Raw genomic sequence first — 14,268 nt, forward strand, 5'->3', positions numbered from 1 at the left:
CGCCTGCATGATCAACGCGCCAAGGATTGCGCCATAGATCGTACCGATACCGCCAGACAGCGCGGTTCCACCGATAACGGCCGCAGCAATCACACGCAGTTCATCCAGCGTGCCGATATCGTTCGAATGGTTGGCCAGACGGGCAGAGGCGACTACAGCAGAGAGCGCACATAGGAACCCCATTAGGGCAAAGATTTTGACGGTCATCATGCGGGTGTTGATACCCGACAACTCCGCCGCGTCCGGGTTGCCGCCGGTGGCAAAGATATAGCGGCCAAAGCGGGTTTTGCGGGCTACAACGGTCAAGGTCACCGCCACCAGGATCAGGATCAGGACCGAGATCGGAATGCCGTAGCCGACAACCAACCCCTCGGGCATGGTCTCACCCCGCGCTTCGAACATACGTTCCAGACGGCGGGTCGGGATGGCATAGCTGTTGACGATCAAGACATAGCCCATGATGGCGATGCCGATGATCCCGGCCAGTGTCGTTTCAGCCCAAACCGGCTTAACAGGGAACCCGTGGGCTGCTTTGGACCGACGACCGCTCCACAATGCCCAGATCGCGACAGCCGTGGCCGCAAGGCCGAACAGAAGACTGACCGTTGTTCCCAACGTTCCGTTGGTGCCCCCGAACATCAGGAACGTGCTGTCCAGCGGGCCGATCGTCTGGCCATCGGTCATGTACCAGGCCACGTTTCGCCAGACCAGAAAACCGCCAAGCGTTACGATGAATGCGGGGATCGTCAGATAGCCCACCATCCACCCATGGAAAGCGCCGATCAATGTACCTACCATGAGGCCCACCACCAAAGTGATCGCCCATGTCGCCGGGTGGTTCAAACCCATGCCCAACACATTCGGCAACAGCTCGGTCTGCGTCATCGCCATGACGGCAGATGTGGTCGCCAGAAGCGCGCCGACCGACAGGTCGATATGGCGCATGACAATGATGAACACCATGCCACAGGCCATGATCGCAACCGAAACAGACTGAATCGACAGGTTGAACAGGTTTCTGGGTGTCAGAAAACGGCCATCAGTTACGATGTTGAAGCCGATGCACAGGATGATGAAGGCGCCGATCATGCCCAATAGCCGCATATCCAGTTCCAGCTGCTGGAACAGGTTGGCCTTTGCTTTTTGGGGTACCGGCTGAGACGAAGTTTCGGTCATATCCGATCTTTCATGTTCAGCTATGATCTCTGGCCCACCCATGCGGGCCAGAGACAGTATGGTTTGGAGTTTGGTTTAGTTACAGGGCGCAGGGCCGTTTTCGACGCCCTGGCACAGGTCTTCCAGCGGGATCCAGCCAGCGTCGACCACTACAGTCAGGTTGTCCTTGGTGATCGGCACAGGCGCCAGGAAGACCGAGTTCATCTCGGTGCCACCGGGCGAGGTCCAGCTGATCGCGCCTTCAACATCGGAAGGGCTTGTTCCGCTGCTCAACGCAACCGCGATTTCACCGGCAGCTTTGCCCAGTTCACGCGCGTCTTTCCAGACCGAGACCGTCTGCGTGCCCTTGGCAACACGGTTCAGCGCAGCGTGGTCACCATCCTGGCCCGAGACCGGAATGCCTTCCATGCCCTGCGCGGTCAGCGCAGCAACAACGCCACCAGCAGTACCGTCATTCGAAGCGACAACAGCATCAACGTTGTTCTCGTTCGCTGTCAGGATCTGTTCCATGTTGCGTTGTGCGTTCGCAGGCAGCCAACCGTCGGTATAAGCCTCGCCCACAATCACAATGTCACCACTGTCAACGGCACCCTGAATGATCTCTTGCTGACCACCACGCAGGAAGTCGGCGTTCGGATCGGTGGGTGAACCCTTGATCATCACGTAGTTGCCTTTGGGCATTGCCTCGAACACGGCACGTGCCTGCATACGACCGACTTCAACGTTGTCGAAAGTCAGATAAAAGGCGCGGTCGTCTTCGATCAGGCGGTCATAGGCAATGACAGGAATGCCTTCATCGGCTGCGGCCTGAACCGCCGGACCAATGGCTTGGGAGTCTTGCGCCAGAATGATCAGCGCATCAACGCCCTGGGCGATCAGGCTTTCAATATCCGACAATTGCTTGGCCGAAGACGATTGCGCGTCCGCTGAAATGTACTCGGCTCCACCTGCTTCCAGTGCAGCTTTGATCGCGGCTTCGTCGGTCTTCCAACGCTCTTCCTGGAAATTCGACCAGCTGACGCCCACAACAGGTTCGGCAAAGGCGGCCGTACCCATCAACACCGCCAATGCGGAAGCGCTGAGAATTCTCTTCATGATTTCCTCCCGGTTAATGAGCCATCGCTTCATGATTCGTGGCTCTCGTTATTCTGGGTAGCATATTTATTTCAGTCGGTAAAATATTTATGCTATCGGTAACAGAAAAAACCACCTAGATTGAAACAGGGATGAGATTCGCGAGGGCAAGATGCTGAAAAGCAAAGCTTCTTCAAACGCCACGGACCAAAGAAACATCACCCGATTGCGGGTGCTGGAACAGATTCGCGCAACCGAAGCCATCTCGCGAATCGACATTGCCACCGCACTTGAAACCAGCCCCGCTACTGTCACCTCCGCCACGGCAGATTTGTTGTCCGCCGGTCTGATCCAGGAAATCGAAGGTGAATCACCATCCAAATCCGCGCGTCGCGGCAGACCGCGCGTGCTTCTGAAGCTGCACGGTGGGTGCCACATGATCGCCGGCGTGAAAGTCGCCCGGCATCAGATCTCGGTCATTTTGGTGGATTTCGAAGGTACGGAAATCGCATCCTATACCCACCCATTGGATGAGGCGCGCATGGCACCCAAGGCTTTCACACAGACGATTCACATGGCCCTGTCCCACGCCTGCGACACGGCGCACCGTTCGCTGACGGATCTGTCCGGAGTTTGCATTGGCATCGCAGGGCTGATCGATGCCGAGAAGAACTTTGTACATTGGTCATCGTCTTTGACCGAGCGCAATGTGGACCTGAGCCCGCTACTGTCCAAGGCCCTGCCCTGCCCCGCCTTTATCGAAAACGATGCCAATCTGGTGGCCAAGGCCGAACAGCTTTTCGGGCTGGGCAAAGGGCTGAAAACCTTTCTGGTCGTTACTATTGAACACGGTATAGGTCTGGGCATTGTGTTCGATGGCAAGCTTTATCGCGGCGAACGCGGTTGCGGGGCAGAGTTCGGGCATTTGAAAGTTCAACTGGACGGCGCGCTGTGCCAATGCGGACAACGCGGCTGCCTCGAGGCTTATGTCGGAGAATACGCCCTGATCCGTGAAGCCACGATCGCAAGCCAAGCCACAGACCCGCAAACACTTGCCGATATTCTCGCATCCGCAAAAGCCGGGGATGCAAGGTCGATCTCGGTTTTGGCGCGTGCCGGACAGATGTTTGGAATGGGGCTTTCCAATCTGATCAATCTGTTCGATCCCGAGTGCATTATTCTGTCCGGAACACGCGGAAGCTTTGAGTACCTGCATTCAGAGGAGGTCATGGCGCGTGTCAAAAGCGGCGTCGTCAGCGTTGACGCACCCCTCCCCGAAATCAAAGTGAACCACTGGGGCGACTCAATGTGGGCCAAAGGGGCGGCCGCTTATGGAATCGAACAGGTCTCGATCCTGAAAGTACGGGAATTGGCAGCACATGCGAACTAGTCTGGCTTTCCTGCTGACCACAGCAACAACCGTTGCTGCTGATGTACCTTCCCTGCAGTTTCATGGCGTAGACGTTCCGCCCCACATGTATGACGGTGGCTGGGAACATTTTGTCGGCGGCGGGGTCGCCGTCTTCGACTGCAATGGCGACGACCGCCCCGAGCTTTACGCCGCCGGAGGCTCTAATCCCGCGCAGCTGTTTTTGAACCTGTCCAAAGAAGATATTCGGTTTCAGGCGGACACGCCCAGCGCACTATCCCTGACGGGTGTAACCGGCGCGTACCCGCTGGATGTGGATGGCGACGGGCAGCTTGATCTCGCAATTCTGCGGGTCGGACCGGATCTGTTGGTGCGGGGCGGGCCGGATTGCAGTTTCGCGCCTTTCACGACGCTGAGCTTCGATTCCGAGGATCACTGGACCACAGGCTTCTCAGCCACTTGGGAAGACGGCGAAACCTTACCAACGCTGGCGTTTGGTACGTATGTTGACCGCAACGATCCGGACGGGCCGTTTGAGACTTGTGGACCAACCGTATTTTACCGGCCGGACGGGGTTACCTATGGGCCCCCTATTCATCTGGAACCCGGGCATTGTTCCCTCTCAATTCTGTTTTCCGACTGGGCGCGGTCGGGGCGCGCGGATCTGCGTGTCAGCAACGACCGACACTACTATGTGCGCGACGGGCAAGAGCAATTATGGGCGATGGAAGACACCCCGCGTCTGTATGATCAGACAGACGGATGGCTGCCCTATTCGATCTGGGGCATGGGCATTGCCTCGCGCGATTTGACCGGAGACGGGTTTCCAGACGTTTACCTGACCTCGATGGGGGATCAAAAATTTCAAACCTTCGATCCGTCGACTGCGGGTCCGACATGGCGCGACGCGACCTATGATCGGGGGACAACAGCACACAGGCCGCATACAGGTGGCGATGGTCGCCCTTCAACCGGTTGGCATGCGCAGTTTGGTGATGTGAATAATGACGGGCTGGACGATATTTTTGTCACCAAGGGTAACGTCGAGCAAATGCCCGACGCTGCGCAAACCGATCCAAACAACCTGTTGATGCAAAACGACAATGGTCAGTTTATCGAAACAGCATCAGACGCAGGCGTCGCTTCTATGCAAAAATCCCGTGGCGGAGCCTTGGCCGATCTGAACGGGGATGGCTGGCTGGACATGGTGGTGGTCAATCGCGGCTCTCCGCTGGAGGTTTTTCAGAACACGCCACAGGACGGCAACTGGTTGATGGTAGATCTGAGTCAAGCGCAACCCAATCGCTTGGCTGTTGGCAGCTTTATCGAGGTCAAAACGGACGGCAAAGTGCAGACGCGGGAAGTCACAGTTGGCGGCGGCCATGCCAGTGGCATTGCTGGATTTCACCATTTTGGCTTGGGCGATGCGGAAAGCTTGCAGATCAGGGTGATCTGGCCCGATGGCAAGGCAAGTGATTGGCAGACCGCAAACCCCAATCAAGTGATACGCCTTAGCCGCTGACTATTGGTCAACGGGCAAACCACTGGGAACTGCCTTGGGCACACCCAACCGAACTGCCGGGTCCTCCAGAGTGCTGAGGAAACTCAGGATGGCGCTGATGTCATCGTCGCTCAGGCTAACAGGAGCCAGTGTGTTAGAAGCGGCAATCGCTTCGACATGTGCCGGGTCCTGCATGGCCTGGGCATCCTCGGCCCCATGAAATTCGGGCAGTTCGGCTTTCTCGACCGAATAATTGCGCAGGGCTGCCACCGGATCCAGATGGTGGCGCACAACATCCTCAAGCTTCGCATATGCGCCGCTGTGCCCGTAAGGCGCGGTCAACGTCACGTTCCGTAGCGATGGTGTACGAAAGGCAAACGCATCCCCTGTATCGCCCGTGACACGCAACCGCCCGTCATCGCGCACGTGGTTTTCGAACCGGGCCGCTTTTCCGGGGCCGATCTGGGGCATGGCGATGGAATGGAAACTGTGATCCGTCTGGAACCATCCGGAATGACAGCTGCTGCACCCGGCCTCACCATAGAACAGGGTCATGCCCTGTTGCGCCAACGGCGGCAGAGTTTCTTCACCCCGCATCGCGCGGTCAAAAAGGCTGTTATCAGACCGCCACTCAAAGGCGATGAAATCCGCGATGACATTGGCGATGGCGGTAAAGGTGATCTCCTCGCCGGGCGCGATGTCTTCAAACCGCTGCGAATATTCCGGTATCGCCGCCACCCGCGCCGCGATCAGGTCCCAGGCCCCGCCCTCCTGGGTCAATAAGCCAAGCCGCACGGCCTTGCTCACCTCGTTTTCGGAATAGTGCCCTGCCATCTCGTCAGGCGAAAGCACCGGGAACATTGCTTGCGCAGCCAGAGCCGATTGAAAACCGGGCCGCATATCTGTTCCTAACGGTGTTCTGATGCCATTGGGTTGTGACGGATCGGCCTCAAGCCGCCCATCATGGAAAAAGGTCGTGAACTCCAACGCGCCCAAGTTCCACAACCCCGGCGAGTTTCGTGGAATCCGTTGCTCGGGCGTGTTGTCTTCAGTGATCTTACGCTCGGATCCAAGCCCCACGCCGCCCTCGCCAATTCCAAGCGAGAGCCCGTCAGATGTGCCCAGCTCCGGATGATGGCAGGTCGCGCAGCTGATGTTTTTATTTCCCGAAAGGATGGGGTCGTAGAACAGCAGTTGCCCCAACTCGACTCGTTCCAGATCCGGCTCAACGAATTTCGGAACCGGGCCAAGGTCCTGTGCCTGAACTGAGGGTACGAAAAGCCAAAGGCCCGCAACGGCAGCCGAAATCTGACCTCTCATGTTCGTCCCCCATCTACCTCTAACGTAAGTTTCTGATGATAAGGTTTTTCCGGCGTGCAGATCACAGACGGGAACGCGGGATGGTTGACCGCGTCTGTGTATCCGGCGGGTTCAATGCAAAGCGCTGCCCCAGGTCTGAACGGATCCGACAAATGCGCCGACGCATAGACCTGAGCACCGGGTTGGTCGGAAAAGACTTTCATTCTTAAGCCCGTTGGTGCGACGACTTCAGCTGCAGGCGTATTAACATCTCTCCCGCCCGCAAACACGAAAAAATGGTCAAGATGGGCTGCTTCTTGACCAATAAAGCGATTGTTCGAGAAATCCAGGTTTGCGTCCTTGGTGTTCAGAATTTGGCCTGTGGGAACGGCGCTTTCGTTTAGTTCCAGAAAGTGATCAGCGTTTAATCTGAGACGGCAATCGAGAATGCCCTGCGAACAGCCAAGAGTGTAATAATTATGCTGCGCGATGCTGATCGGCGTGGGTCGATCCGGATGTGCGGTGATCGTGTAGGTCAGGCGCGGGAACTTAAGCTCTACGCCCAACTCAAACCGCACTGTGCCGGGGAAGCCGCCGTCGCCGTCAGGTGAAACCACGGACAGAACAGCTTGATTTTTGGAAACTTTACCGAAATCCCAATGCCTTCTGGACAACCCGGCCCTGCCACCGTGCAGTGTATTTTGCCCCTCATTCGCGGTCAGATGGCAGGTTTCACCCATCAAGTCGAACCGGGCTCCGCTGATGCGGTTGGCCACGCGTCCGACAATTGCGCCCAGATAATACGGATCTGTGAGGTAATCCTGCGGGGCGTCATAGCCCAATATCAAAGGCGTTTGCCCCATCCACCACCCTTGTGTGATTGCGCCGTAGCTTAGCAAGGCAACGGACATGTCACCGTCTTGCAAGATAACCCGTTCGACGGTCGCAGAGGACTGATCCGTCATCTTTGCACCGACAGCGGCGACAGGGCCGTGTAGTATTTGCGATAGCGTTGATAGGCGTCTTCGTACCCATCGCACAGTTCTGTTCTGGGCAAAATGACCTCGGAAATGTCCGGCGGGGTCATGATGTCCTTTGGATCTGCCTCTTCAGACGCGCAGACGGCCAGACGTGCCGCGCCGGTCGCTGCACCAAACGCGCTTCCCTTGGGCAAAGCCAGCGGTGTGTTCAAAACGGTTGCGAGCGTTTCCAACCAGAACCGTGATCGTGCCCCGCCCCCCACGACAAGAAGGCTTTCGGGTGTTGTTCCTGTACCCCTGAGTGCCTCAAGGCAATCGCGCATGGCAAAGGCGACACCTTCCATAACGGATTGTGTCAGCGCCTTGGGATCGGCGGCTATATCCAGTCCCAGAAAAGCCCCCCTGATGGCGCTGTTGTTATGAGGGGTTCGTTCCCCCGACAGGTAGGGTAAAAAAGTTGTGTCCGATGGCCCACTAATCCGGTCTGGCAATGCAGTCGCCAGTGCGGCAACAGGCTGCCCCACGTTGCGCGAAAGCCAGTTCAGACTGTTTGTGGCGGACAGGATGACACCCATTTGAATCCAACGGTCTGGCACCGCGTGGCAAAAGCAATGAACCGCTGTTTCCGGCGCGGGCGCATAGCTTTCTTTCGCCACCAGCAGCACTCCGGAGGTTCCCAGAGACAGAAAACCCGTGCCTTCTTGGATACTGCCGATACCGCAGGCTGCTGCAGCGTTGTCGCCTGCTCCTCCTGCAACCAGCACAAGCCCGGTCAGGCCCCAGTTCTGCAAGATCTCGGACCGCAACTGCCCTCCTACCGCGCTGCCTTCTACCAGTTCGGGCATCTGATCTCGACGCATATGCCCCAGCTCAAGCGCTGTGTCAGACCATTCGCGGCGACCAACATCCAGCCACGCGGTCCCGGCACTGTCCGACACGTCGCTGATGTATTCACCTGTGAGCCATAAACGTAGGTAATCCTTGGGAAGCAGAACCTTAGACACTTTTTCGAAGATCTCGGGTTCATGTATGCGCACCCATTCCAGCTTTGGCGCCGTAAATCCTGGAAAAACGATGTTCCCTGTAACCTGGCGCATCCCGGTGGAACCGTCTAACTCGGCAGCTTCGGACGCGGAGCGCGTGTCATTCCACAAGATACATGGCCGCAAAACCGAGCCTTCGTGGTCGAGTAACGTGGCGCCATGCATATGCCCGCTTAGCCCAATGGCACGCACAGCGGAAAACGCTGCGGAATTCGCCTCGCGCAATTGAGCAACCACCTTTTGGCAGGCCCCGATCCAGTCCGATGGCGTTTGTTCCGACCAGCCGGAGCGTGGAGTGGAGGTTTCAACACCCGCTTCGGAATCCGCAAGCACATGCCCACCGTCGTTCACAACAATACCGCGGAGACCGGATGTCCCCAGATCCAGACCAAGATACACCTGCTCTCCCCCCTTTTTGCCCTTTGCAATTCCCTACCCGGTTAATGCTGGCTTTTTGCAAAACAGTTTGCGCTAACGTATTACGCCAAATTCAACGAATGCGACATCTTTTTTATGCGGGATTCCACGCGCCACACGCATCGAAGCAGAAGTTCACCCGGAGCCGAGTTTCCAAGCGCACAGGCACAGGCCATTTCAATACAGACTGCGTAAAGCAGGTCGTTTTCAAAGACGCGAACGCCACCTACTCAGATCCAAGCCTTCGATTGTATCTGGTGAACATAAGCTGACCAGAAGGTATGTCTGATCTGAAATCGGCGGTTCGCCCAAGAAGCGCGCGATAGAACCGGCGCAGCCCAGGTTCGATATTTTCAGCCAAGCCCTCGCAGCACCGGCACAAATCTTCAATTCTGCTTTGCGGGTGTCGACCAGTGATCGCAGAAATCAATTCGCTGTGTAAAACTTCCAGGTCTTTGAACGCCGCAGTCTCCAGCACGAGTTTGTCACCGGCCAACACGAACACAGGTTCCGGGTTGGCTTTGCCTTTCAGATCAACATGTCCAGCTTCCAACAGGGCCAGATCCGCTTGCCCGGCTTGATAAACCCCGTTTGAAACAACTATATCATAGTCGACTGTGCGACAGCTTTGTTCGAGCCGTGCCGAAACGTTCACGACATCGCCGATGACAGTATAGTTGAAACGTTTTTCGGACCCGATGTTTCCAACGCATGCTTGCCCAGTTGCAATTCCTGTTGCAAGTGCAATGGGTTGACGGTTTTGCATAATGTCGGATGCGTTGAAGCCCGCCAAAGCGCTTCGCATCTTAAGCGCTGCGAATGCTGCGCGGCACGGATGATCCGCAACGGGTATCGGCGCATTCCAAAAGGCCATTATCGCGTCGCCAATGAACTTGTCGATCGTTCCACGCTCTTGCAACACCTGGTCCCCGATTTTGGAGAACAGCGCATTCAGTACTGAAACAAGTTCAGTGGCGGATGCAGACTCGGACAAAGAAGTGAACCCCCGAATATCCGAGAACATCACGGTGATTTCCTGAGTTTCTCCGCCCAGTTGCAGCTGGTGACCCGAATGCTCCATTTCATCAAGGATCTCCGGGGCGACGTAATGCGAGAACACTTTTCTGATCTCACGCTTTTCGCGCTCGGTCGAAATGAACAGGTACCCCGCCAAAAGACCGAAATTTGCCATGCCGCCGATCAAGGGAAACGTCGCATCGAACAACACCGATTGGTTTTGAAAGACCATCCAACTGATCGTAAGAACTGCAGCTGCGGCGATGCCGCCGGCGACAAATGATGCGACTGCGCCGAAGCTGGACATGACGGCAATGACCACAAGTCCCAGAAAGACAAAAGCAAGCAGTTCTTGCGCCGCTGTCACGTCGGAACGACTGAGCATGTCGTGGGTCAGAACCTGCTCGATCATCTGCGCATGAATGGAAACACCGGGAACGCTTTCCCCCAGCGCCGTTTGATGAATGTCGAACAAACCAGCAGCGGACGTTCCGACGAGTATTATGCGACCTTCGATTTCGGCACGCAAAGACGGGTCCGAAGAACCCTTCATAACGTCGTTGGCCGAAATATACAGGTCGGGTGTGTCTCGCCGATATTTCAGCCAAAGCTCGCCATTCTCGGTCGTGGGCACCTGGTATCCGCCAACCTCAACCGCCAGCATGATCCCCTCTTCGTCCAAAGCGCCTTCGGCGAAGATATTGGTTTCACCCAACGCGACCCGTAAAGACTCGATAGCCAGACCAGGCATAGGCCCATCCGGCCCGTCCCAAAGCACCGGCACACGGCGCACGATGCCTGTTCCGCCGATGGGTGATACGTTGACGCCACCAATACCGGCGGCTGTACGATCCAGCGGTGGTGCGATTGGCGTCCAATGTGGAACCGAGATCAGACCGGCAGTCGGGTTTTCCCCAAATTCGACGATACCTGCTTTGGCCGCGATGCTCTTGCCTTCCTCGGACAACCGCGCAGCGGCGCCCAGAACCACCGGCCAATAGGCAATTTCCATCCCCAGCAGCACATCATTGTCCAACCTCTTGGCGTGGCGTTCCACTGTCAGAATGCCGGCCAATGAAGGATCATTCAAAAGGCGTGAGGGCGAATACCTGTCTGGCTCGGCAAACAGCATATCGAATGCGATGGCCGCCGCACCGTATTCCCCAAGGTTCTGCACCATCTGCGCAACCAAAGTGCGCGGCCAAGGCCACTGCCCCCAATTGGCCAACGCATCTTCATCGATATCGACGACACGTATGGGAAGATCGGGATTGAAGGCCCGAGGGGACAACCTTTGCAGAACGTCGAAATAGATCAGCCGCGTCATGCGAACAGGGTAAGGATCCAATGCGCGGACAGAGCAGCCCAGCAGGATCAGGACCAGCCCCACCAGACGAAAGGCCCATCGCCCGTTCTTTGGTTTATATGTCTTTTCGCTCACATCATCCTCCGGGAAAGAGGAAAAACGCGCCCTCAATCAAAAACGTTTGTCGAGAAACCTTCTTCAGATCCTATTCTATCGGTAATTTCGCGATCCGGCTCCTCGCGCTCTGGTTCCTCACGGTCGAATTCTTCCTTTTCTGGTTCTTCCCGCTCTGGTTCCTCTTTTTCAGGCTCTTCTTGTTCCGGTTCTTCTCTTTCCGGTTCCTCTTGCTCTGGTTCTGGTCTTTCGGGCTCACTCTGTCCCGAAGGTGACGGGCTTGACGCCGGAGTCGCGTCTACGGATTCCGATCTTTCCCGCCGTTCAGGCGGTGCTGCGCGTGGTTCCGCCCTATCGGGTTTGACACGTCGTATCGGCGCGGCTTCCCCTGCACAGCCTTCGACCCTTACCTGCAAAGGTGGCAGCAGACCTTCTTGCGACTGAATAAAGGGAAACCCGCTTTGCAGCGCTTGTTCATATTGTGCCTGGCTGGCAGGGCGCCCGACGGCTCCGCCCCCGCCTGTCGCGTACATGCTGCACTGACGTCCAGAAGATCTGCAAGATCCATTGAGGCCGCACATCCGGACGGTTCCTTCAAGCACAAGCATCGCGCTTTGCTGTTCCGACACGACCCACATATCGAAGGTTGTGCCGCGAACCGCCATCGTCGCCGAAGGTGTTTTTATCGAATACGCCCTTTTTCGGCTTTTACCGGAAATAAACCGAAAGCTACCGCCGAGCGCCTGAACAGCAAAGTTTTTGGCTTTGCGATTGCCACGCAAAAGGGTCACATCCAACACCATGCGCGCGTTGGGTCCGATTGCGATCTTGGTGTCATCCACAAAGACAATTTGGATCAACCCAGTCCGATCCGTGGAAATCGCATCCCCTGACACGACATCCATCCCTGAATACACAGGCTGAGCTTTTCCCTCACGAATAAGCTGGGCACCTTGCTTGGCACTGATAACTTTTCCAATGCTGGCAATGGCTTGCAACGGCATGATCACAACAAAGCAAAGAACCAACACAATCTTTAACCACGACAAAATCGAGCCCCTTCCCCCTTTGGGTCCTGATACGTGCAAATCGCACTGTGCTCGATGTTCACCCCTTAAAAAGCATACTTTTTGTTATTCTAATGAAGCAAAAATATAGACAAATATGCATTATTTGATGCGCAATTAGCAAGTTTTATGTGCAAGACATGTCCAAGCCATTGTTTCGGCGTTACCGAGAATGTGGGCGGTCAAGCTGCTAGGTTTGCCCGGGACGAGTAATCTTGTTCATGGCTCGCGGTGAAGCGATGGCCCGGTTTGATGTTCTCGCGCGCTGTTGAAATTCTTTCCGTGCTTCGTATTTCTTACGATATGGACGTACTCATCAACTTCGCTGACGATCCTTTTACTCCTCGACCCTTCGTTATCCTTTACATGACGAACAACTGGGACAACAAACTAACGGCCAACCGATGGTCATCGCCCATAAACTGAGCGCAACAAGAATGGAGTAAATTTATGTTTCTTAGTCGCGTTTTTGCAGCGGCGCTGTTGTGCGGGGGGCTGTCGTCAAACGCGCTTGCACAATCTGATGCCAACCAATCGGGCAAGCTGTTTATGGAATTGAACACGGTCGAGGATATCGAGGGATCCTGCAGGTTGACGTTTCTGGTCGAAAATGAAACCGGACATTCGATCGATAACGCGGTATTTGAAACGGTCTTGTTTGATGTCGACGGCGGCCTTTTGCAACTCTCTATTTTCAGGTTCCGTGAGTTGCCAGCAGACAAAGCGCGCGTTCGCCAGTTCGACTTACCAAACCGGGCTTGCGCCTCGATCGGCAAAGCATTGATCAATGGCGCAGTGTCCTGCGTGGTAGACGGGTCTGAAAGCGAGATTTGCGAAAAAACCCTGTCGCTGAGCACCCGCGTTGACATGGAGCTTTTGGGATGAGCCCGCTGACCGCACTTCGTGAAATCTTTGCCCTTGGTGGGCCGGTCGTCGCGATCCTGATCGCGATGTCGGTTCTGACACTGGCCGTCACGCTTTACAAACTCTGGCAATTTGCTGTCTGTGGTGTCGGTCGGCACAAAGTTTTGTCCGAAGCACTCGCTGCGTGGGACGCAGGCGACCGTAAGGCGGCACGCGCAAAGCTGGCTGGCAGCAAAAGCTATCTTGCCCCAATAGTTGGCGCTGCGATGGACGCATCGGGCGTGCCCGGGGCCGATGACAGGCTGGATGCCGAGGCGGGATTGGTGCTCGCCGGGTTAGAGCGTGGATTCCGCTTGCTGGACACAGTGGCACAGCTTGCACCCTTGTTGGGTCTTTTTGGCACGGTTCTGGGCATGATCAGCGCATTCCAAAGCCTGCAAGCTGCAGGGTCATCAGTTGATCCATCGGTTCTGGCCGGTGGCATCTGGGTGGCTCTGATAACTACCGCCGTGGGTCTGGCCGTTGCAATGCCGACTTCGATGGTTTTGTCCTGGCTGGAAAGTCGCACCGCGCGCGAGCGTGTTTTTGCGGACAAGGCGTTGCGCACGGTTCTGGTGCCGGGGCCCTCAATAACAAGCGCAGTTGGAACCGACGCGGTTTCAGTTGCACCGGAACATGCGTAACACCGCGCCATTTGTCCGGCGGCGCATGTCGATGACGCCCCTGATCGACGTGATCTTTCTGCTTTTGCTGTTTTTCATGCTGTCCTCGACCTTTTCACGGTTCAGCGAGATTGAACTCAGCAGTGCGGCTGCGGGCGGGTCAAGCGCCGCAGAGCCGACCGAGCGCTTTTTTGTTCAGCTTGGTGCCACGCGGACAGTTCTGAATGGCCAGCCCATGTCGCTTGACGACTTGGCCGAGCAAACCCTGATCGGTCAGGTTCTGGTCAGCCTTGATGACGACACTTCCGCACAACGCCTTGTGGATCTTCTTGTTCGGCTGCGCGGTCGCGAAGGTCTGACGGTTAGCGTGTTGGAGTAA

At 56.3% G+C, this 14,268-nt stretch carries 12 protein-coding genes; 5 read left to right on the top strand and 7 right to left on the bottom strand.

Annotated features, from left to right (window positions below; all coding sequences use genetic code 11):
- On the bottom strand, nucleotides 1–1,176 hold a 1,176-nt coding region (locus AC2FNU_RS10395), incomplete at its 3' end, for a sugar ABC transporter permease (protein WP_496787978.1).
- A gap of 75 nt (nucleotides 1,177–1,251) precedes the next feature.
- Complete coding sequence (gene xylF / locus AC2FNU_RS10400; RefSeq protein WP_496788019.1) at nucleotides 1,252–2,232, bottom strand: D-xylose ABC transporter substrate-binding protein; 981 nt, start codon at nucleotides 2,230–2,232, stop codon at nucleotides 1,252–1,254.
- 190 nt (nucleotides 2,233–2,422) lie between these two features.
- Here xylF and AC2FNU_RS10405 point away from each other — a divergent pair, with 190 nt between their 5' ends.
- Complete coding sequence (locus AC2FNU_RS10405; protein WP_496787980.1) at nucleotides 2,423–3,640, top strand: ROK family transcriptional regulator; 1,218 nt, start codon at nucleotides 2,423–2,425, stop codon at nucleotides 3,638–3,640.
- Nucleotides 3,630–5,141, top strand: a complete 1,512-nt coding sequence (locus AC2FNU_RS10410) for a CRTAC1 family protein (RefSeq protein WP_496787982.1) — start codon at nucleotides 3,630–3,632, stop codon at nucleotides 5,139–5,141. Before AC2FNU_RS10405 ends, AC2FNU_RS10410 begins: the two co-directional genes overlap by 11 nt.
- Here the strand turns inward: AC2FNU_RS10410 and AC2FNU_RS10415 are convergent, their stop codons facing one another.
- The 5 genes from AC2FNU_RS10415 to AC2FNU_RS10435 form a co-directional block, all read right to left on the bottom strand.
- On the bottom strand, nucleotides 5,142–6,440 hold the full coding sequence (locus AC2FNU_RS10415) for a cytochrome-c peroxidase (protein WP_496787984.1): 1,299 nt from the start codon (nucleotides 6,438–6,440) through the stop codon (nucleotides 5,142–5,144).
- On the bottom strand, nucleotides 6,437–7,384 hold the full coding sequence (locus AC2FNU_RS10420) for an aldose epimerase family protein (RefSeq protein ID WP_496787987.1): 948 nt from the start codon (nucleotides 7,382–7,384) through the stop codon (nucleotides 6,437–6,439). The genes AC2FNU_RS10415 and AC2FNU_RS10420 overlap by 4 nt, the downstream gene beginning before the upstream one ends.
- Entirely contained in the window at nucleotides 7,381–8,841 is a 1,461-nt protein-coding gene (gene xylB, locus AC2FNU_RS10425) for a xylulokinase (RefSeq protein WP_496787990.1), read from the bottom strand. Before xylB ends, AC2FNU_RS10420 begins: the two co-directional genes overlap by 4 nt.
- A gap of 244 nt (nucleotides 8,842–9,085) precedes the next feature.
- Complete coding sequence (locus AC2FNU_RS10430) at nucleotides 9,086–11,317, bottom strand: CHASE2 domain-containing protein (RefSeq protein ID WP_496787993.1); 2,232 nt, start codon at nucleotides 11,315–11,317, stop codon at nucleotides 9,086–9,088.
- A 32-nt stretch (nucleotides 11,318–11,349) separates the two neighbouring features.
- Nucleotides 11,350–12,345, bottom strand: coding sequence for a FecR family protein (locus AC2FNU_RS10435; protein ID WP_496787996.1), 996 nt, complete (start codon nucleotides 12,343–12,345; stop codon nucleotides 11,350–11,352).
- A 468-nt stretch (nucleotides 12,346–12,813) separates the two neighbouring features.
- Between AC2FNU_RS10435 and AC2FNU_RS10440 the strand changes: the two genes are divergently transcribed.
- The 3 genes from AC2FNU_RS10440 to AC2FNU_RS10450 are packed head-to-tail and all read left to right on the top strand — an operon-like array spanning nucleotide 12,814 to nucleotide 14,268.
- Nucleotides 12,814–13,248 carry a hypothetical protein gene (locus tag AC2FNU_RS10440; protein ID WP_496787997.1) on the top strand — a complete coding sequence of 145 codons (435 nt, stop codon included), beginning with the start codon at nucleotides 12,814–12,816 and terminating at the stop codon, nucleotides 13,246–13,248.
- The gene (locus AC2FNU_RS10445) at nucleotides 13,245–13,910 is read left to right on the top strand and encodes a MotA/TolQ/ExbB proton channel family protein (protein ID WP_496787998.1); all 666 of its coding nucleotides are present in this window, start codon (nucleotides 13,245–13,247) and stop codon (nucleotides 13,908–13,910) included. The genes AC2FNU_RS10440 and AC2FNU_RS10445 overlap by 4 nt, the downstream gene beginning before the upstream one ends.
- Nucleotides 13,903–14,268, top strand: a complete 366-nt coding sequence (locus AC2FNU_RS10450; protein WP_496787999.1) for a biopolymer transporter ExbD — start codon at nucleotides 13,903–13,905, stop codon at nucleotides 14,266–14,268. The genes AC2FNU_RS10445 and AC2FNU_RS10450 overlap by 8 nt, the downstream gene beginning before the upstream one ends.

Source organism: Ruegeria sp. BHSB064 (assembly GCF_059613205.1).